Origin of the sequence: Cellulomonas wangleii (assembly GCF_018388445.1) — a bacterium.
Classification (GTDB): Bacteria; Actinomycetota; Actinomycetes; order Actinomycetales; family Cellulomonadaceae; genus Cellulomonas; species Cellulomonas wangleii.
This window is the reverse complement of the sequence record NZ_CP074405.1, coordinates 514,735-533,857: the sequence shown is the minus strand read 5'-3', so window position 1 is coordinate 533,857 and position 19,123 is coordinate 514,735. Positions and strand designations below refer to the sequence as shown.

Genomic DNA, 19,123 nt, shown 5'->3' with positions numbered 1-19,123 from the left:
ACGGGTCCGACGCCTTCCCACCCACGGACGGACGGGACCCACGACCGTGTGCCCCCGTGGTGGGCCGCACGTCGAGCCCGCAGGGGGAATCGGCGGGCGCGGCGTCCCGCATAGCGTCACTGATATGCCCCTGACCTGTGACGACGTCGTCCTGCTGCACGACCCCCGTGTGGCAGCCGTCCCGGTCCTCGAGAGCGGCGATCCCCTCGTCGACGCCCGGCTGCCCCGCCTGCACGCCACTGCCGACCCGCTCGGCGCACGCGTCCGGGCACCGGTGGCCCGGCGCCTCGCGCTCGCCCGGGCCGCACTGCCGCCGGGCCTGCACCTGGCCCTGGCGCAGGGGTGGCGCAGCCCGGCCGAGCAGGCCGCGATCGTCGCCGGGTACCGCGCCCGCGTGCGCGCGGACCACCCCGCCGCGTCCGACGCCGAGGTGGACCGCCTCACCAGCCGGTACGTGGCACCGGTGGACGTGGCGCCGCACGTCGCCGGCGCGGCCGTCGACGTCACCCTCGTCGACGACGCGGGCACGGAGCTCGACCTGGGGTGCCCGCTCGACGCCACCCCGGAGGAGAGCGACGGCCGCTGCTTCACCGACGCGCCCGTCCCACCGGCCGCTCGGGCGCTGCGCACGGCGCTGTCGGACGCGATGCGCGCCGCCGGGTTCGTGAACTACCCGACGGAGTGGTGGCACTGGAGCTTCGGCGACCGCTACTGGGCGCTGCTGACGGGCAGCCCGGCCGCCCTGCACGGGCCGGTGGCGGCGTGAGCGCGACCCTCTGCCCGACGGACCCGGGCCCGGACGCCGCCGTGGCCCGGACCCACCCGGTGCTCACGGTGCGGCTCGACGCGGTCGCGCACAACACCCGCGTCCTGGCCGGGTCCGCGCGGCGGCTGATGGCCGTCGTGAAGGCCGACGGGTTCGGGCTGGGCGCCGAGGACGTCGCGCGCACGGCGCTCGGGCACGGGGCGTCCGCGCTCGGTGTGGCGACGCTCGCCGAGGCCGCCGAGCTGCGCCTCGCCGGCCTGACGGCGCCGCTGCTGGCCTGGCTGACGGCCCCGGGCGACGACCTGTCCGACGCCGCGCTGCACGGCGTCGACGTGGCCGTGCCGGGTGTCACGCACCTGCAGGCCGCGGTGTCGGCGGCACGGCGGCTGGGGCGGGTCGTGCGCGTCCACCTGTACCTCGACTGCGGCGCGGCCCGCGACGGCTGCCCGCCGGAGCTGTGGCCCGGGCTGTGCGCTGCGGCCCGTCGTGCGGAGCTCGACGGGACGGTGCGGGTCGTCGGCGTCATGGGGCACCTGCCCTGCGCGGCGAGCCTCGACCCGGTCGGCAACGCGGCGGCCAGGGCCCGGTTCGTGCGCGGCGTGCGGCAGGCGCGCGCGGTCGGGCTGCGGCCCCGGCTGCGGCACCTGGGCGCGACGGCCGCCGTGCTGGGCCTGCCCGGCACGGCGTTCGACCTCTCACGCGTCGGGGCGGGCCTGGTCGGCATCGACCCGACGGGCCGGTACCCGGTGCTGCGCGGGGCCGCCCAGGTGACGGCACCGGTGGTGCAGGTCCGTGACGTCGGTGCCGGGGTCGGCGTGGGCTACGACCACACCCACCGCACGGCCGCCCCCACACGGCTCGCGCTGCTGCCGCTCGGTTACGCCGACGGTCTGCCCGTGGCGGCGTCCGGTCGCGCCGAGGTCCTGGTGCACGGCCGGCGGCGCCCGCTCGTCGGGCGCGTGTCGATGGACCAGGTCGTCGTGGACGTGGGCGACCTGCCCGTGCGGCTGGGCGACGTCGTGACGGTCATCGGCACCGGCGACGACGTCGTGACCGGCGGCGCCACCAGCGACCCCGCCCCCACGCTCGCCGAGTGGGCGGGCTGGGCGGGCACCCTCCCGCACGAGCTGCTGACCGGGCTGGGGCGGCGGCTCGTACGCCGCACCGCACCCGCCGACGCCCACCTCACCCCCACACGTCCCCCCTTCCCACCTGGAGCACCCGTGACCTCCTCCCCCCTGCAGCACCGGCCCCTGCCCACCCCGCCGACACCGGGGTGCCGCGTCGCGGTCGTGGGCGGCGGCGCCAACGCCGAGCACGACGTGTCGCTCGCGAGCGCCGCGGCCGTCCGCGACGCCCTCGCCCCCACGCATGACGCCCTCGCCCCCACGCATGACGTCGTCGCCCTGACCATCGCCCGCGACGGCACGTGGTCGACCGACGGCGTCGCGCTGACGTTCCCGGAGGCGGTCGCCCTGATCGCGACGTGCGACGTCCTGCTGCCCGCGGTCCACGGCCCGCACGGCGAGGACGGCACCCTGGCCGCGCTGGCCGACCTCGCAGGCGTCGCCTGCGTCGGGTCCGGGGTGCGGGCCGGGGCCGTCGGGATGGACAAGTGGGTCACCAAGCTGGTCGCCGCCGCGGTGGGCGTCGCCGTGGCCGACGGGCACGTCGTGCGCAGCGCCGCCGAGGCCTGCCGCGAGCCGCGTCTGCCGGCCGTGGTCAAGCCGGTGGCGAACGGGTCCAGCCACGGGGTGCGCCGTGTCGACACCGTCGGCGAGCTCGCAGCGGCGGTCGCCGCTGCGCTGGAGCTGGACGACCGGGTGCTGGTCGAGGGGCTCGTGACGGGCCGCGAGATCGACGTCGCCGTGCTGCGCCGCGCCGACGGCACCACCGTCACGTCGCCGCCGTTGGAGATCGGCCACGCCGGAGCCGTCTTCGACACGGCGACCAAGTACGACGGCAGCGCACGGTTCGTCGTGCCGGCCGAGCTGGACCCGGCCGACGCGGACCGCCTGGCCGCCGCCGCGCTGGCGGTCGTCGACGCGCTGGGGTGCCAGGGGGTCGCGCGCGCCGACTTCTTCCTCACGTCCGACGGGCCGCTGATGAACGAGGTCAACACGATGCCCGGCATGACGCCGCACTCGCAGGTGCCGCGGATGTTCGCGGCGGCGGGCCTGCCGTACGCGGAGCTGGTCGCCGAGCTCGTCGCACAGGCCCGGGTGCGGCACGCCGCGGGCACTCCGTGACGGCACGCGTCGGCGCGTGGGACGCCCTGCGCGGCGCCGCCATCGCGCTGGTGATGCTGCGGCACGCCTGACCCGACGTGTTCCCGGGTGCAGGGTCGTCGGCGTCGTCACCCTGACGCTCGACCCGCTGGGCGACGTCGACACGCTCGGGCGGAGCGTCGCGGTGTCGCTGACGTACACGGCCAACGTGCCGTACGTCGGCCTCGTGGGTGTCAGCCCGGCGATCTACCAGCAGGCCGGTGGCCCCGCGCCGCGACGGGCCCGGCGGCGGTGGCCGTGGCCGTCGCGCTGCTCGCCGGGCTGAGCGTCGTCGACCTGCGCGGCCACGCCGCGACCTACCTGCTCGCCGGGCCCGCGGTCGCCGTCGCGACCGTCGTGCTGGTGCAGGCCGGCCGCCGGCACGTCACCCTGCGGCCGGTGTGGCGCCCGCTGGTCGCGCTCGGCACCGTGTCGTACGCCGCCTACCTGTGGAGCTACCCGCTGACGCTGTGGCTGCGCCCGACGCTCGACGACGCCACCGGCCTGGTCGCCGTGCCCGCGACGCTGCTCGCGGCCGCCGTGAGCTGGTGGCTGGTGGAGCGGCCCGTGCAGCGGGCGGGCCGACGCCCCCGGGTCGCGGCGGGCGTCAGCGCAGGACGGTGAGGGTCAGGTCGTCGCCGACGGTCGAGTCGACCGCGACGAGCATGCGTCCGGAGACCGTCACGTCCTCGGTGCCCTCAGGCAGGGGGGACCGCCACATCTCGGTGCCGTCCGCGGGGTCCAGGGCCACCAGCTCGGGCTCCCCGGCCGTGCTCGGCGCACGCGCGAGCCCGAGCAGGTGCCGGCCGTCGGGCACGATCGTGCCCTTCATCGCCGTCGACTCCCACATCACCTCGCCGGTGCGCGCGTCGAGCGTCACCACGGCGGACTCGCCGGCGAGGTGGAGACGGCCGCCGATGAGGACGGCGTTCCCCGCCACCCACCCGTCGCGGGTCCACAGCTCCTCACCCGCGACGTCCCAGGCGGTGACCCCGTCCTCGCGCATCGTCAGGAGCAGGCCCGGCACGCTGCCGTCGTCGAGCGCGACCAGGGGATAGCCGGCCAGCTCGACGTCGCCCTCGGGGAGCAGCACCGTGGTGCGCACGTCGTCGTCCGGGTCCGTGGCGTCGGACCCTTCCTGCGGGTACGCGACGACGTGGACGCGGCCGGCGACGAGCTCGGCGGCGATGTACGGCGAGTCGGCGTCCCGCCCCCAGGAGCGCACCGTGCGCCCGTGCGCGTCGAGGAGGCGCAGAGCGGTCGGCGAGCTGACCGAGACGAGGTCACCGACGGTCCGCACGGAGAACCACTGCTCGTCCGCGCCCTCGGGCAGGGCGACCGTGGTCCGCCACCGTTCCGCACCGTCCGGTCCCACCGCGACGACGTCGGCCCCGCCCTCGGTCGGGAGCGCGACGACGACGACGTCCGCGACCGCGGCGAACGATGCGTCCATGACCCCCGCACCCAGCGCCCCGGTGACGTCGGTGACGACCGAGCCGTCGCGTGCGTCGAGCGTGAGCACACGCGTCACCGTCGGCGGGATCTCGGCCGACCCGTCGGCGGTGAGCACCTCGACGCCGTCGTCCACCCAGCACGTCACGAGGTCCGCGCGGCTGCCGGCCTGCTCGCACCGGCCGGGGAACGACAACGCCCGCGCGCCGGTCCGGGGGTCGACGTGCGTCGAGCCGTCGAGGACCTCCGTCCGCCACACCTCGCTCCCCGTGGCGGCGTCCACGGCCGTCACCGCCACCGGCCCCTGGGTGGCGGCCGGTACCGAGACCAGCAGGCCGTCCGGCGTGCGCACGTCCGCGATCTGCAGCCGGTACCGCGTGGTCGTCTCCCACGCCGGCTCGGGTGGCCGCGTCAGCAGGTCGACGCTGTACGGCAGCGCGGCCACGGCGGCGATCAGGGCGCGCTCGCGCCGGTCCACCACCACCTGCCCCACGACGCCGGCCACGACCAGGGCCACGACGAGCCCGGCGCCGACGAGCAGCGCGACGCGTCGTCGACCGGACCCCGCCGCGGGATCCCCGTCGCCGGCCGCCGCACCGCCGGGGGGCGAGGGGTCGGGGGTCGCACCACCGGGATCGACGTCGTCGACCACCTCGACCTCGTGCAGGTGACCGCGGCGCGCCATCGTCGGAGGCTAGCGGCCGGGCCGGCCGGCCGGGCCCGTTCGGGTGCACAGTCACGAGACCGGGCGACGGCCGCGCGAGCGTGGTGCCCGGGAGGGCGGCGGCGCTGCCGGCCGGGTCAGACCGTGAGGTCCTCCCAGACGAACGTCGTCGTGGTCCCGCTCTGCCAGTCGCGCCGCAGGACCGCGTAGGCCACGGAGGCGACGGGCGCGGCACCCTCGACCGGCCAGCCCTCCCGGTAGTGCGCCTCCTTGAGCCAGCCGCACCGCAGGAAGGTCTTGCGCATCGCGATGTTGTCCTCGCGCGTCTGCCCCTCGAAGCGGTGCACGTCCGGCATCGTGCCGAACACGTGGTCGGTGGCCGCACGCAGGACCTCGACCCCGAGGCCCCGGCCGCGCACCGGCCCGTCCAGGCGCAGGTCGAACAGCGGCGCCGACTCCGTGAGGTCCTCCAGGCGCAGCACCCCGATCCGGCCGAGGTCGGTGTGCTCCACCCAGTACGTGTCGTTGTCCTCGTCGCGGTAGGCGCCGTCGGCGACCTGCTCCTCGACGTCCTGCGCCGTCAGGCGGGGCCGGACGTGGAACGGGAAGACGTTCCGCGTCATGAAGTCCACGAGAGCGGTGCGATCGGCGCCCACGGGGTCGAGGCGGTGGAAGGAGACCGTCATGGCGGCCACCCTAGGGTTCCGATCCGCTGACCTGCGACGACATTGCCCGCGGCGCGACGCACGAGGCCGCCGGTCGATCAGCCGGACCCGAGGTCGGCGGCGAGCGCGCGCAGCTCGTCGAGGACGCGGCGGACCACGAGCCGCTCGGCGCGGTCCCGCCGCACCAGTGCGTCGATCCGGCGACCCGCCCGCACCCCGGCGAGCGGGACGAGGCGCACCCGCGCGCCGCCGCCGAACGCGTACCGGGGCAGCAGCGACACCCCGTGACCGGCCTCGACGAGCGCCTCGACCACGTGGAAGTCGTTGACCCGGTGCACGATCCGCGGCACCGCACCCGACCGTGCACCGACCGCCGCGAGCACCTCCGCCACCGGGAACCCGCTTCCGCTGCTGGCACTGTCGCTCGTCGTCGAGGGGCCCGCGCGGATCGCCGGGTCGTTCGACGGGCTCGGCAGCACGCAGGGACTCCTCGCGCTCGGCGGGCTGGCGTTCACCGTCGTGGTGGCGACACTCGTCGGGACCGGGCTGTGGACCACGTTGATGGGCCGGCACCCGTCCAGCACGGTCGCGCCGTTCTCGATGCTCGTCCCCGTGGTCGGCACCGGCGCCTCGTGGCTGCTGCTGCGCGAGCGCACGTCACCGACGGAGCCGGCGTGCGGTGCGCTGGTCGTCGCGGGCGTGCTGCGGGGCAGCACACGCGGGTCGGCGGGCGGCGACGTCGTCGAGGTCCCCGCGACGCCCTCGGCGCGACCGCTCGACCCGAGCCCGGCGTCGCGCGCCTGAGGCACGTCGGCGCTGACCGGGCGGGACGGAGCGGACCGGCTCAGGCCCCGGCGGGGAGCGTCCGCAGCAGGTACCGCTCCGACTCCCCGGCCTGCTGGGCCAGGTCCCACAGCGTCGACGACCCGGCACCGGACGCCTCGGCGGCAGCACCGTCCTGCAGGTCCGACCCGGCCCGCCCGTCGGGGTCCAGCGTCTGCACGACGTGGTCGAGCTCCGCGGGGGCCAGCGGCACCGCCTGGGCCAGCACGGTCAGGTCGCGCAGCCCGTTGCGCAGCGAGTCCAGCTCGGCGAGCTGCCTGTCGTCGAGCCGGTCGCGGTCCGGCACCAGGTCGTCCTGCAGGCGCACGGCGTCGCGGAGCAGGGCGATCTGGTCCGGCTGGTGCGACCCCGGGCCACTGGACGCCTGCAACGCCGTCGCGGTGGCCTGCGCGGCGGTCCGGACGCGTTCACGCAGCGGTGGCGGCCGGAAGCCCGGGACGACGACGAACCCGAGGACCACGCCGAGCAGCACCGCGCAGGCGATGAGCCCGACGTACTGCGTCAGCAGCGTGACCGGGTCCAGGTCGCGGCTCACGGCGTTGAAGCCGACGCTGACGACCACCATGAACGCGTTGCCCAGCGCCGGCAGCGTGACGATGTACCAGAGCCCCAGGCACAGGCAGACGGCGGCGACGAGGACCAGGAACCGCTCCGGCACGACCAGCAGCACCACCGCGACCGTGAGCGCACCGGCGACCACCCCGACGACCTTGTTCCGCGTCTTGACCGCGGTGTCGCTCCAGGTGGCCTGCATGATGCCGAAGGTCGCGAGCAGCGCGGTGGAGACCAGCGGGTCGCCGCGCTGCAGGCGCGAGGTGATCAGCAGCATGATCAGCACCGCGAGCGCGGTGCGCAGCGCGTGCCGCACCTGCACGGACCGCAGGCGGGCGGAGGGGTGCAGCACGGCGTCCTGCAGCTGCTGGCGCCGGTCGCGCTCGAGCCGGACGGCGCTGGTGTCGCGCGTCAGCAGGGCCTGCTCGACGACGTCGAGCGCGGCGCCCGGGGCGTCGGGGACCTCGACGACGCCCGGCGCGGACGACGGGCCCGCTGCCGCCGGCGGCGTCGGTGACGACGTCCGTGACACGGACGTCGTCGCGTGCCTCTCGCGTCCCGGCTTGGCCCGCAGCCGCGCGGCCAGCCCCTGGGCCCGGTCCTGCAGCGCAGGGACGTCACCCGGGCCGGCGCCGTCCGCCAGCTCGGCGGTCCGCAGGGCCAGCCGGTAGCTCGACGCACCCTCGAGCGCCTGCGCGAGCCACCGCTGGCGGCCGTCGGTCAGCCAGGTGCCGAACGCGGTCGCGGTGGCCGTGGTCGGGTCGTCGGCGACGAGCACCGCGGCGACCTGCTCCCGCGTCGGCTTCGACGGGTCGGAGATCCCCATGAGGACGCGCAGCACGACGGCCACGACGACGCCCGCGACCGCCGCCGCGATCACCTGCCGGTGGTCGGCCCCGCCCTCCGGCGCGTAGCCGTAGCCGAACATCGTCGTCATCCCCAGGCCCAGGCCCGCCGTGCCGAAGCGCGGCCCGACCAGCGGGAGCAGCGCCGCCACCGCGGTGAGCAGCACGACCAGCACCATCGCCCACGGGCGCGACGTCTCCGCCACCAGGCGCGGCACCGCCGCCGCGACGACGAGCAGCGGTCCCATCACCGCGGCGACGCGCAGGTCCGCCCGCAGCGGACCCCCGATCAGCGCCACCAGCGCGAACATGCCCGTCAGCCCGCCGATGATCCCGGCCGCACCCGCGCCCCAGGCGTCGGCCAGCAGGACTGACGGCAGGACCACGATGATCATCAGCACGATCAGCATCGGGCTGCCCTTGGGGCGCGTACGCGCCTCGGTGCTCCCAGTGCCCCCCACGGTGCCCCCTCGGAGGTTCGGCCACGCTCGGTCCTCACGCTAGGGCGGGAGGGAGGGAGCCGCCACAGGCCGGGTCGCGGCCCGTCCGCGCGCCGCCGAGCCCAGGATCACAGCTCCACCGGCAGGAATCGATCGGCGATGGCGCTGGCGAGTCGGTTGCCGTCGATCTCGTACCGCTCGCCGGCGGGCGCGGCCACGAAGTGCTGTCCGTTGAGCCACACCCGCAGCGCGTCCTCGATCGAGTCGTCGTCGAGGGACCGGACGCGGACCGCGACCATGACGGGCCCCGTCGGCATGGCCGCGATCGCCGCGAGGGTCGCGAGGTCGTCCGCGTGCTCGGTGGCGTCCTCGGGTGCGAAGCGGCCGGGCACGGGCTCGTCGAGCATCGCCTCGGGGTCGACCGTCGCGATGACCTGCGCCCGGGCGACGGCCCGCGACAGGCGGTCCAGCTGCCCGGCGAGCATCCCGATCGTGGCCGACGGTGGCAGGACGCTGACGGCGTAGGTGAGGACTGCGGCGGCGTCGGCGACGGCCTCGAGCGCGTCCGTGGGGTTCTTCATGGCTCCTCCTTCGATCCGGGAGCCGCAGCGGAGCGACCCCTCCCCTGTGCCACGGAGAGCCGAGAAAGTGACATCGGAGGCAGGCGGACCGGGTTGACCAGGACGAACGCGGTGACGACCAGGGCGGCAGCGCAGCATCTGCGGGCGGTTCGCGCCGCTAGCATCGGCGCTCCGGGACGACGGGGTCCCGCACTGTCGGCCGCCGGGACTCACCTCGGCGGCGAGGAGGTCGTCGTGGGACGCACGCTGTCCACAGCCGCACGCACCTGGGCCGCAGTCGCCGTCGTGCTCCTGCTCGTCCACCTCACCGCCGAGGCGACGGGCGCGCAGGACCTGTCGACCGTGAGCCAGTGGACCCTGATGCCCGCGCTCGCCGCAGTCGTCCTGACCGCCACGCGCAGGCCGCGCAGCCGGCTGGTGACCTGGGTGCTCGTCGCGCTGGGGTTCTCGTGGCTCGGCGACCTCGTGCCGTCGCTGGTCGACGACGACATGTCCTTCCTGGTGATGGTCGGGTTCTTCCTGCTGGCCCAGGTGGCGTACGTCGTCGCGTTCGCGCCCTTCGTGCGCAGCTCCGTCGTGCACCGGCGTCGGCTCCTGCTGCTGCCGTACGTCGCGGCGCTCGGGACGCTGGTGGCCCTGTGCGCACCGCACGCGGGCAGCCTGCTCGTGCCGGTGTGCGTCTACGGCGGGATGCTCACGGCCATGGCCGTGCTGGCGACCGGGCTGGGACGCCTCGCAGCGCTGGGCGGGGCGATCTTCCTGCTGAGCGACGCGCTCATCGCGCTCGAGGCGTTCGTCCCGTCGTGGGACCTGGCGGGTCAGGGGTTCTGGGTGATGCTGACGTACACCGTGGGGCAAGGCCTGCTCGCCGCGGCGGTGCTGCGCCGCGACGCTGTCGAGCGTCGTGCGCCGGAGCAGCAGGCGGCGCCGGCGGACGTCGCGCAGGACGAACGGGCTCCGAGCTGAACAGGTGGAGTCCACCGAGCGGAGGTACCGAACCGCTGAAGGGCCCACGGACTGGACCGGTCGCCGTGAGCTCGTGCTGGTCGCCGCCGAGGACCTCGACGCGCTCGAGGAGACCCTCGACATCCTGTCGGGCGGGCGGCTGCGCAACGAGATGGCCCAGGCGAACGGAGACGTGGACGTCGGCCTCGGAGTCGGGCGCGACGCGCTGCCTCCGGCACTCCTGTCGCGGTGAGTTCCGGGTGCCTCACCTCATCGACGACGCGACGCGGACGGTCTCGTCCTGACGATCGACCACCACCGCGATGCCTACCGGACGCACTAACACTGCTCCCCGGAGGCGATGGGATGGCGACAGGGATGTCCGCCCGGGCGCAGACCGGGGCCTTTTGCGGCGCGGTCCCACGGAACTGCTCGACACCGACTGCCTCGTGGCGCGCGAACCACGGGTCAGGCGCGCAGCTGAGCGCGATGATTCGCCGCGCGCACCAGGGCGGCGCGGGCACTCTACGCATCAGCTCGAGTGGGGGCTGCTGCACGAGTAGGTGACACCCATCTGTGGCGCCGTAGGCGCCGCTGGAAGGATGTGCACCGTGCCCAGGCCCTATCCGATGGAGTTCCGCGACGACGTCGTGGCCGTTGGCTCGCCGCGGGGACGCTCCGATCAAGCAGGGCGCAGCGGACTTCGACATCGCCGAGTCGTGCCTGCGCAACCGGCTGTGTGACGCTGACATCGAAGACGGCAACCGGCCGGGGGTGACCCGCACGGACTCGGCCGAGCTGCGTGAAGCCCACCGGCGGATCCGCTTGCTGGAGCAGGAGAACGAGATCCTCCGCCGCGCCGCGGCGTACCTGTCCCTGGCGCACCTGCCGGGAAAGGCTCTACCCGCTCGTGAGCGGACTCGCCGCCGACGGGATTCCCGTCGCGGTGACGTGCCGGGTCCTCAAGCTCGCCAGGCAGCCCTACTACCGCTGGCTCGCCGCCCCGGTAGGTGCCCGCGAACTCGACGAGGCGCACCTGTCCAACGCCCTGTTCGACGCCCGCCGCGACGACCCGGAGTTCGGCTACCGGCTCCTGGCCGACGAAGCCACCCGGGCCGGGCACCGGGCGTGTGACCGGCGCGTGTGGCGGATCTGCTCGGGCAACGGCTGGTGGTCGGCGTTCGGCAAGAAGCGCACGAAGGGCGGCAAGAAGGGCGGGCCGCCAGCTCACGACGACCTCGTGCTGCGCCGATTCCGCGCCGACGCACCGAACCGGTTGTGGCTGTGGGACATCACCGAACACCCCACCAGCGAGGGCAAGGTCTACCTCTGCGCGATCAAGGACGTGTTCTCCAACCGGATCGTCGGCTACTCCATCAGCGACCGCATGACGTCCCAGATCGCAGTGAACGCTCTGGTCAGCGCCGTCCAACGGCGTCGGGCCGTCGCCGGGTGCGTGGTGCATTCGGACAGGGGCAGCCAGTTCCGAAGCCGGAAGGTCGCCCGCGTCCTGACCCGTCACGACCTGGTCGGCTCCATGGGCCAGGTAGCCTCCGCCGGCGACAACGCCGCGATGGTGAGCTTCTTCTCCCTGCTGCAGGACAACGTCCTGAACCGACGACGCTCGACCACCCGCGACGAACTCCCTCTGGCGATCATCACCTGGATCGAGGGTACCTACCACCGCCGCCGCCGACGCCAAGCCCGGCTCGGACGGCTGACACCCATCGAGTTCGAGACCATCATGACCGCTCAGGTCGCACTCGCCGCCTGAGACCGACTGTCACCTACTCGTGCATCAGCCCCGACCGCTATTCACAGGTCTGTGATGAGCGATGGTGTCCAACTTCTCCCGCTGCAGGCCGCTCCAGATTGGTGCTCGCGGAGACCACGCCGGCCGAGCCCTGCCCTCATGGCGTACAAGCAGCCGTGCCGGTCGCGGTAAGCAGGAGCACCCGGAACTTCCGCCGACAGATCTTGGCGAGGTGCCCAATTCGCCCGGTGGAAGGTGCGACCCTGTGTGACACACAGCATCCAACGCACCGGACGGGATCGGAATGGTCTACCTGGACAAGTGGGGCATTAGCCTCGACGAGCTCGACGCTCTCGTCGCAGAGAGCAGCGTCCTACGAGGCATGGTGTACGGCTTCGTGGCGGAGTTCAAGCTCCGGACCGACGTCTTCGAGAGCGACCCCCGGATCATCAACCTCGTGAAGCCCGCCGACTCTAACCGAGTCAACCACCGGGACAAGACGAAGCGGATGAAGGGCGACCTGAACTTCACGTACCGGAACCAGCAGTTCAAGGTGGAGACCAAGAGCCTTGACACCGCCAGCTGCATCGACCGAGGAGACGGTCGGTGGGGGGGCACCTTCCAGTGCAACGGTTCCGATAAGCGGGAGATCGAGTTCGACGACGGCACGACGCTCGAGACGAACCTGCTGCTGTTCGGCCAGTTCGACCTGGTGGCAGTGAGCCTCTTCGGCTTCGGAGAGCACTGGCACTACGCGTTCGCCAAGAACTCCGACCTGACCGGTAGCACCTGGCACAGGTACACGCCAGCGCAGCAGAGGGCACTCATCGCCTCGTCGCAGAAGATCTGCGAGCCGCTCGAATGGCCGTTCCGGTCCGAACCGTGGAGCCTCCTCGACGAAATCATCGAGGAGCGAGCACGGGGCGTTGCTCCCGAGCAGACCATGGACCAGGAGGCAGCCGAGTCCCTCGACGAGCACGGCGAGCTCGACAGGAAATAGAACCTGCTCGTCGAAATCGAGGTCGAGGAAGCTGGCGTCGACCTAGTCGTCGGCGTGCCCCTGCGCAAGCCGCTCACCCCCGGCGACAAGAGGTGAACATCGCCCCCATCCGCACGAGCGAACTGGGGCAAGCAGCCGCCGCTAAGCCCACACCGCCGCCTGGAGGACACCGAACGGCTACACGTGTCACGACGACCTTCCACTGCGACATCTGCCGCGCGGAAGCGACCGACACTCGCCGCTTCACCGTAGATGGACGCGGCCGCGAGGTCGACGTCTACGCCGAGCACACGGCAGCGTTCGAGGAGAGTCTCAAGCCATACACCGACGCTGGACGGCGGGACACGGGGAAGAGTGGCCAGCGCCGGCGAGCGGGCTCGGTCGCCCCGAAGAGCAGCGACCCGAAGGCGACCCGGGCGTGGGCAGCCTCGCAGGGCATCGTGCTGAATGCTCGAGGAGCATCCCCTCCGACATCCAGGAGCGGTCCCAGGCCGCTCACAAGCAACCAAGTCAGCGTCGAGAGCACTGGCAGGATCCAGGGCTCTCGTCGGTTCACCCGTGTCGAACTGTCCGGGACCTAGCCGAACCGTGGGAGGGTTTTCCGACGAGAACCGCCGACGGTATGGGACGAACACATGGGTTACCTGGATGACTGGGATCTGACGTACGAAGAGATCAACGAGCTACTCACCGACAACCCGAGCCTTCGCAGCTTCGTCTCCGGATACGCCGCCGAAATGAAGTGTCGCCGACTCTGGTTCGAGAGTGACCCTCGGGTATCCAACGTTACGAAGTACGACGACCACGACCGGACGAAAAAAGGTGACATTGCTTTCGACTACCGAGGTCACACGTTCACAGTCGAGGTGAAGTCGCTGCAGACGAACAGCATCAAGTACAATAGGGCCGGGGACAGGGTCGCCAACTTCCAGTGCGATGCCAGCGACAAGCGTCCCGTGGTCTTCCCCGACGGATCGACCGTTGACACCACATGTCTTCTGGTCGGCGAGTTCGATCTCCTCGCCGTCAATTTGCACGGGTTCTACGGCAAGTGGCACTTCGCCTTCGCTAAGAACGAGGACCTGCCCCGTGTCAGCGGAAGGCGTGGTGCGTCGAGATTCTACACGCAGACGCAACTCGACGGGCTCCTCGCTACTTCGATGCCGATGACTGACCCGCCGGGGTCTCCGTATGAGGCGGACCCTTGGAATCTCCTCGACGAGCTCGTAGAGGAGCGTGAGAGGGGCCTCGGTCCCGCACCGGTGCGGGTTGTCACCGAGGACGACGGTGGCGAAGTCCTCGTCATCGACAGCGACTGACGTCAGCGGGACTGCATGACCGAGAGCCCCGGACGAGGGGGCTCGGTCATGCAGTCGGCGCTGGCTATAGCGCTACGAAGCTTCGGTCGCGCTGCCGGCCTTCGGGGGGTCGATGACCGGCTCCTCGACACCGTTCGTCAGGACGCCCTTCTCAGCAACGAGCCCCATCGCCTTCGCCTCAGTGGCGGTCGGCCGGATCCGCTTAGGGAACTCGGGGTTCCGCTTCACGAATACCAAGAAGTACGAGTGGTTCTTCCTGGCGTGCTCCTGCTTCACGAGCCGCACGATGCCTGGCCGGTTCACTCTCGTGACCACGAAGAGGTCCTTGCAGTAGAACCGCTCCTCCCAGGCGTTGATGAGCTCAACATGCGTGAGGCGTTGCCGGTTGGCTGAGACCTCGTCCTGGCACTTGACGATGAAAACCCCGTAGTTCCGCAGGGTCCGCCACGCCTCCTCCCCTGCCTTCAGGTAGAGGTCCAGGACAGCGTCGTGGTACTTCGGCGCACCCTCGACGTGCTCGGTGGCCTTGCCGTCGCTGTAGTTCTCACGGAAGGCAGCGTGGGAGCCGCCGCCAGCCATCTCGCCGGTCGTCTGTCGGAACAGGCCCTCCATGTACGGCGGGTCGAGTACGAGAGCATCAAGCGAGCCGTCCTCGTAGGGGAGGTCTCGGCAGTCGACACCCGACTGGATGTCGGTGAAGAGCGTCTTGTACGTGCCCTCCTCGACGAACTTCCAGAAGGCGCCCTTGCCCCAGGTGACGTCAGCGATCGTGGACCCTTCGGGGACATACAGTTTCAGGATGTCCTTAAAAACCGGTGCGTTGTCACCGAGGTGCGAGCTCAGGACGACGTTCGTGGTCGACTCGCCGGCCGGTCGCTTACGTCCGCTCGGCAACGGTGTCTTGTCGATGATGCTCTCCTCCCACAGCTTCTGCTGTTGGCTCATGGCCGTGCTCATACGCCGCTGCGACCGCCCTTCCCGCCCTTGGCTTCATGTTGGGTGCGGGCTCGCTGCCGAGCCTCACCACGGGCGCTGAGGATGTCGTGGAACGCCTGCTCCTTAGCGATGACGTCCCTCGGGTCGCTCAGCTCCGGGTGTGCAGCCCTCATCTCCTCCTCCAGCAGCTCGTAGTGAGCCTGAGCAAGGTTGACGCTGGCGCTCGAGTAGTAGACGTCAGTCCCGTTGAGGACGTAGTACCGGCCGTCATCTGGGACGGCTGGGGTCCCCTTCTCGAGGCTGATGCCGAGCCACCTGAGGCTTCTGCTGTACGGCTCGTTTGGCACGACACCATGGTGCCCTGGTTTGGTTCGTGCCGCACTCACCGGTTCGCCCACCACTCCAACGGTAGTCGAACACATGTTCGAATGGAAGACGCTGGTGTGTTCTTGGTGACTGCGCCGTGCTCTCGGGAGGACCAAGGAGGGTCGGATCGTGGCTCGACACGGCGACTTGCGACCGACTTCGCCCACATGCCCCTGACCGACGGCACCGACACCGAGGTCCTGATGTTCTTCGACGACCACTCCCGGTTCGTGCTGGCCTGCGCCGCCCACCACCGGGGCCGCGGCCCCGACGTCGTGGCTACCTTCCGCGCCGCGATCAGCGACAACGGCGTGCCAGCCGCGGTCCTGTCGGACAACGGCATGGTGTTCACCACGCGCCTGGCCGGCGGCCGCGGCGGGCGCAACGCGTTCCAGTCCGAGCTGGCCCGACTGCACGTCGAGCAACGCACCTTCCGCCCCAACCACCCCACCACCTGCGGGAAGGTCGAACGCGTCCAGCAGACCCTCAAGAAGTGGCTCGCCACACGACCCCCGCCACGAACCTGACCGAGCCGCAGACCCAGCTCGACCAGTGGCGCAAGCACTACGACACCGCCCGCCCACACACCTCCCTGCACCGACGCACCCCCGCCGCCGCCTACACCGCGACAGCCAAGGCATACCCCCACGGCGGCGCCGGCACCCACGAACGCATCCGCCACGACGGCATCGACACCAACGGCAAACTCACCCTGCGCATCGCCGGGCGTGCACCCCATCGGCATCGGACGACCCCACGCCCGAACCCCCGTGATCACGCTCGTCGCCGACCTCGACGTCCGCATCGTGCACGCCATCACCGGCAAACTCCTACGCGAGCTGACCATCTACACCACCCGCGACTACCAACCCCAGAAACGCCAACAGGCCGGACCCTGCGGGTCCGGCCTGTTGCTGATGTCCTGCGACATCACATGGCGGGGTGTTGACACAACTGCCTGACCTGGGCCGCGACCCGGCTGCCCACAGGACCTTCACAGGATCCGAGGTGAAGTGTTCACACCGCGACTGCCTGACCTGGGCAAACACCACGCGGCCAACCACAGGCTGTCCACGTCACGTCACGTCAGGTCGATGGATGCCCCATACCCGTCGACAGAACTTCGCACGGAGGAGAAGAGCTCAGCCGTCGACTCGTCCATCCAGTACCGGGACGGGACGCCGTCGATCCAGCGGGACGGGAGCTGGCGGCCCATGCTCCGCGCCGTCCTCCCGGGCCACGCAAGGAGGCCTGCCACCGCGCGGACATCCACCCCGAGGAGAGCCGCCAGCTCAGGCGCCGAGACGGGCGCGGGAGAGCTGTCGATGAGGTGCCCGAAGAGGGCCTGCGCCTCCGTCGTGAGCCCGTTCCAGAAGTCCGTCGCATCGTCAGCATCCGTCTCGGGGCTCCACGGCCGCAGCGTCGAAGCACCGGGCGACGTGGCGTGTCCGCGGTACGTCTCGCGCACGTCCGCGACGCGTCGACCGTCGGACAGGTGCCAGAACATCCAGCCGTTCGTCATGCCGCCTCGGACGTGGCGGGCCGCGGCGGAGAGTGACTCGAAGGTCATGTCGTCGTCGACGACGACGGAGCCGTCGTCCGTGATCGTCGCGGACGCGCTGCCGTACTTGCCGGGGCGGCCCGCCAGGACGGTGCCCGGGCGCAGGAGACCGGCGGCGATGAGGTGCCGAACCTCCACCCAGGCTTCCTCTTCGGGCCTCGCGTCGTCGACCTCGCCGACGTGGCCTGCCGGCACCGGCCAGATGCGCACGATCGCGTCGACGAGCCGTTCGGTGCGCTCGTCGATGTGCTTCTCGTCCCACCCGTCGGCGCCGGCAGAACGCACGTCCCTGTTGAGAAGCAGGACGTCGTACGTGGCGAGCTTCTCCCTCTTGCCAGCGGAGCCGAGCCAGGGGCCGTTCGAGACGGCTGAGTTGAGGGAAGCCGTCAGGAGCGTGAGGTTGCCCAGTCGGTGCACGTGCTCGTTGCGCTCGATCTCGGCGGCGAGGCCGTCGACCGGCCAGTGCGACTTCCACGACTGAGGCAGGAGGTGCTCGAGCGGGTAGCCGCGGCGCGGCACGCAGCCGACGTCGTGCGTGGAGCGGAGGTCGTCCTCCACAGCCTCGAGGACCATCCGGAGTCGGGATCGTGAGAAGCGCTTGTAGGCGGGCTCCGTCTGCAAGCTCCGACGCACCTCGACGTCGCCAGGCCAGTACGTGCTGAGGACCCGCAGCCGCGACAGGTACGCGGACACACTCGCAGCGAGCTCGTCGGCCGGCGTGGACCGGTGCACGCGGATAACGTCCGCGATGAGGCGGCTCGCGCCGGCGAGCGGCAGCCGCAGCAGCATCCGACGCACGAGCCAGCTCTCCATGGCGGTCACGACGTCGTCGATCACGCTCTGGGGAAGGTCCCGACCCGGCTCATGCAGCCAGATCAGGATGGGCTTGAGCACCTCCGTGCCCATGGCCCTGAGGCGGTACACGCACATCTCGACGACCGTGAGCTGGCGGTCAGGATCGTCCGCGGCAAGCGTCCACCGCTCGTACAGGTCCGCCTGGGCCTTGATGGTCGCAAGGAGCTCGCTCATCTTCTGGGTCGCGAGGTGCTCCGCGTAGTGCTTGAAGAGCGTGAACGTCTGCTTCGTCGAGACGGGCTCAGCGGTCCGCGACACGAGCCACTGGTTGAGGAACACCGAGCTGCGGGTCATCGACTCTCGACCGACAGGGACCTCAGCGTCCCAGAACCTTGTGCGGAACGGCCAGACCTCCTTGTACACCTTCTCGGTGTCGGCACCCTCGGCGTCGAGGCGCTGGAACACGAAGTTCTTGACCAGGTCAGCGGCGGTGAGCGGGGTCCCGCGCGCGTTGAGGGTCTCGAAGATCTCCTGCGAGTCCTCGGATGCGCGCAGGTCGATGACCACGAGCTGCAGGCCCTGCTTGAGGACGGTCGCGAGAGTCTCGGCGCGCTCCTCGACGGTGCTGCGGTCACTCTCGGCGAGGAGCCACCCCTGGACCTGCCCGACGAAGAAAGCGTGTGCGCGCGCGATCTTCGACGCCCCGTGTCGCAGGGCGCCGTACTCGATCGGAGGCTCGGCGTTCATGACCTCGTCGTACGCGGCCCGGTCGTCGTTGGTGTGCCTCAGCTTGAGCTGGTCGGCGGGATCGGGGACGAAGTCGGCGCCGTTGTGCGTCATGGAGGTCAGCTGCTTCGCCAGCCGGTCGAAGCCCCGTTCCTCGTACACGGCGGCCGTCGCGTCGAGGATGATCTGCAGAGTCGTCAGACGCTGCTGCCCGTCGATGACGTTCGCCGCCTGAACGACACCGGTGGCGCCCTCATGCGCCTGGAGAACGACGGCCCCGAGGAAGTGAGTGCCGGTCGCATACGGGTCACGCAGGCGAAGGTTCGCGGTGCGCTCGATGTCCTGCCACAGCGGCTGCCACTGCTCTTCCTCGTCCCACACGTACGGGCGCTGGAACAGCGGGACCACGAGGTGCTGCGGCAGGTTGAAGATCTCGAGCGGGGTGCGGACCTTCGTGTCCATCGGCTCCTCATTCGGGCTGACGCGGCGCGGACCCCTGCAACCTAGTCCGACGTTCGCGCGCGGGTGCTCACTAACGCCGACGGCTCCCGCGAACTCACCCCCTCTTCGGCGTCGCGGCCGTCGCCGGCGGCCCAGCTGGGTGCAAGACCAGGCGCGACCGCGCGGTACCCGCCTCGCCCCGTCTG

Annotated in this window: 20 protein-coding genes and 1 pseudogene; 13 read left to right on the top strand and 8 right to left on the bottom strand. The window is 71.7% G+C overall.

Annotation, left to right across the window (positions count from 1 at the left end; all coding sequences use genetic code 11):
* Positions 1-124: 124 nt before the first annotated feature.
* The 4 genes from KG103_RS02675 (at position 125) to KG103_RS02660 (ending at position 3,657) form a co-directional block, all read left to right on the top strand.
* A complete protein-coding gene (locus KG103_RS02675; RefSeq protein WP_207340341.1) occupies positions 125-766 on the top strand; it encodes a M15 family metallopeptidase in 642 nt (213 codons plus the stop codon).
* Positions 763-3,015 carry an alanine racemase gene (alr, locus tag KG103_RS18755; RefSeq protein ID WP_249670718.1) on the top strand — a complete coding sequence of 751 codons (2,253 nt, stop codon included), beginning with the start codon at positions 763-765 and terminating at the stop codon, positions 3,013-3,015. The genes KG103_RS02675 and alr overlap by 4 nt, the downstream gene beginning before the upstream one ends.
* 163 nt (positions 3,016-3,178) lie before the next feature.
* Positions 3,179-3,319: a hypothetical protein gene (locus KG103_RS18750; RefSeq protein ID WP_242635847.1), complete on the top strand. Its 141-nt coding sequence runs from the start codon at positions 3,179-3,181 to the stop codon at positions 3,317-3,319.
* Positions 3,292-3,657 carry a hypothetical protein gene (locus KG103_RS02660; protein ID WP_249670716.1) on the top strand — a complete coding sequence of 122 codons (366 nt, stop codon included), beginning with the start codon at positions 3,292-3,294 and terminating at the stop codon, positions 3,655-3,657. The genes KG103_RS18750 and KG103_RS02660 overlap by 28 nt, the downstream gene beginning before the upstream one ends.
* Here the strand turns inward: KG103_RS02660 and KG103_RS02655 are convergent.
* From KG103_RS02655 to KG103_RS02645, 3 genes are all read right to left on the bottom strand, one after another.
* A complete protein-coding gene (locus KG103_RS02655; protein ID WP_207340339.1) occupies positions 3,641-5,170 on the bottom strand; it encodes an outer membrane protein assembly factor BamB family protein in 1,530 nt (509 codons plus the stop codon). The genes KG103_RS02660 and KG103_RS02655 overlap by 17 nt on opposite strands.
* A gap of 116 nt (positions 5,171-5,286) precedes the next feature.
* Entirely contained in the window at positions 5,287-5,835 is a 549-nt protein-coding gene (locus KG103_RS02650) for a GNAT family N-acetyltransferase (protein ID WP_207340338.1), read from the bottom strand.
* A 77-nt stretch (positions 5,836-5,912) separates the two neighbouring features.
* The gene (locus KG103_RS02645; RefSeq protein ID WP_249670714.1) at positions 5,913-6,164 is read right to left on the bottom strand and encodes a LysR substrate-binding domain-containing protein; all 252 of its coding nucleotides are present in this window, start codon (positions 6,162-6,164) and stop codon (positions 5,913-5,915) included.
* Here KG103_RS02645 and KG103_RS02640 point away from each other — a divergent pair.
* A complete protein-coding gene (locus tag KG103_RS02640; RefSeq protein ID WP_207340336.1) occupies positions 6,139-6,618 on the top strand; it encodes an EamA family transporter in 480 nt (159 codons plus the stop codon). The two genes, KG103_RS02645 and KG103_RS02640, sit on opposite strands and share 26 nt — an antisense overlap.
* Before the next feature lie 40 nt (positions 6,619-6,658).
* On the opposite strand, the gene KG103_RS02635 is transcribed toward KG103_RS02640, so the two are convergent.
* Complete coding sequence (locus tag KG103_RS02635; protein ID WP_207340335.1) at positions 6,659-8,464, bottom strand: hypothetical protein; 1,806 nt, start codon at positions 8,462-8,464, stop codon at positions 6,659-6,661.
* A 158-nt stretch (positions 8,465-8,622) separates the two neighbouring features.
* The gene (locus tag KG103_RS02630) at positions 8,623-9,075 is read right to left on the bottom strand and encodes a hypothetical protein (RefSeq protein ID WP_207340334.1); all 453 of its coding nucleotides are present in this window, start codon (positions 9,073-9,075) and stop codon (positions 8,623-8,625) included.
* A 234-nt stretch (positions 9,076-9,309) separates the two neighbouring features.
* On the opposite strand from KG103_RS02630, the gene KG103_RS02625 reads away from it, so the two are divergent.
* The 6 genes and pseudogenes from KG103_RS02625 to KG103_RS02600 all read left to right on the top strand — a co-directional run bounded on the left by KG103_RS02625 (position 9,310) and on the right by KG103_RS02600 (position 14,092).
* Positions 9,310-10,041, top strand: coding sequence for a lysoplasmalogenase (locus tag KG103_RS02625; RefSeq protein ID WP_207340333.1), 732 nt, complete (start codon positions 9,310-9,312; stop codon positions 10,039-10,041).
* Positions 10,042-10,045: 4 nt separating this feature from the next.
* Positions 10,046-10,273, top strand: a complete 228-nt coding sequence (locus tag KG103_RS02620; RefSeq protein WP_207340332.1) for a hypothetical protein — start codon at positions 10,046-10,048, stop codon at positions 10,271-10,273.
* A 358-nt stretch (positions 10,274-10,631) separates the two neighbouring features.
* Positions 10,632-11,794: pseudogene (locus tag KG103_RS02615) on the top strand (IS3 family transposase).
* A 283-nt stretch (positions 11,795-12,077) separates the two neighbouring features.
* Positions 12,078-12,773 (top strand): hypothetical protein, encoded by a 696-nt coding sequence (locus tag KG103_RS02610; protein WP_207340331.1) that lies wholly within the window; start codon positions 12,078-12,080, stop codon positions 12,771-12,773.
* Complete coding sequence (locus KG103_RS19155) at positions 12,656-13,354, top strand: Lsr2 dimerization domain-containing protein (protein WP_372434881.1); 699 nt, start codon at positions 12,656-12,658, stop codon at positions 13,352-13,354. Before KG103_RS02610 ends, KG103_RS19155 begins: the two co-directional genes overlap by 118 nt.
* A gap of 54 nt (positions 13,355-13,408) precedes the next feature.
* On the top strand, positions 13,409-14,092 hold the full coding sequence (locus KG103_RS02600; RefSeq protein WP_207340329.1) for a hypothetical protein: 684 nt from the start codon (positions 13,409-13,411) through the stop codon (positions 14,090-14,092).
* Between the two features lie 72 nt (positions 14,093-14,164).
* Here KG103_RS02600 and KG103_RS02595 read toward each other — a convergent pair whose 3' ends face one another.
* Entirely contained in the window at positions 14,165-15,037 is an 873-nt protein-coding gene (locus KG103_RS02595; RefSeq protein ID WP_207340328.1) for a hypothetical protein, read from the bottom strand.
* Between the two features lie 8 nt (positions 15,038-15,045).
* Positions 15,046-15,375 carry a hypothetical protein gene (locus tag KG103_RS02590; protein ID WP_207340327.1) on the bottom strand — a complete coding sequence of 110 codons (330 nt, stop codon included), beginning with the start codon at positions 15,373-15,375 and terminating at the stop codon, positions 15,046-15,048.
* A 6-nt stretch (positions 15,376-15,381) separates the two neighbouring features.
* On the opposite strand from KG103_RS02590, the gene KG103_RS02585 reads away from it, so the two are divergent.
* Entirely contained in the window at positions 15,382-15,921 is a 540-nt protein-coding gene (locus KG103_RS02585) for a DDE-type integrase/transposase/recombinase (RefSeq protein WP_307860920.1), read from the top strand.
* A gap of 243 nt (positions 15,922-16,164) precedes the next feature.
* Positions 16,165-16,356, top strand: a complete 192-nt coding sequence (locus KG103_RS18745; RefSeq protein ID WP_243656357.1) for a hypothetical protein — start codon at positions 16,165-16,167, stop codon at positions 16,354-16,356.
* Between the two features lie 119 nt (positions 16,357-16,475).
* Here the strand turns inward: KG103_RS18745 and KG103_RS02575 are convergent, their stop codons facing one another.
* Positions 16,476-18,938 carry a GmrSD restriction endonuclease domain-containing protein gene (locus KG103_RS02575; protein WP_207340324.1) on the bottom strand — a complete coding sequence of 821 codons (2,463 nt, stop codon included), beginning with the start codon at positions 18,936-18,938 and terminating at the stop codon, positions 16,476-16,478.
* Between the last annotated feature and the right edge of the window lie 185 nt (positions 18,939-19,123).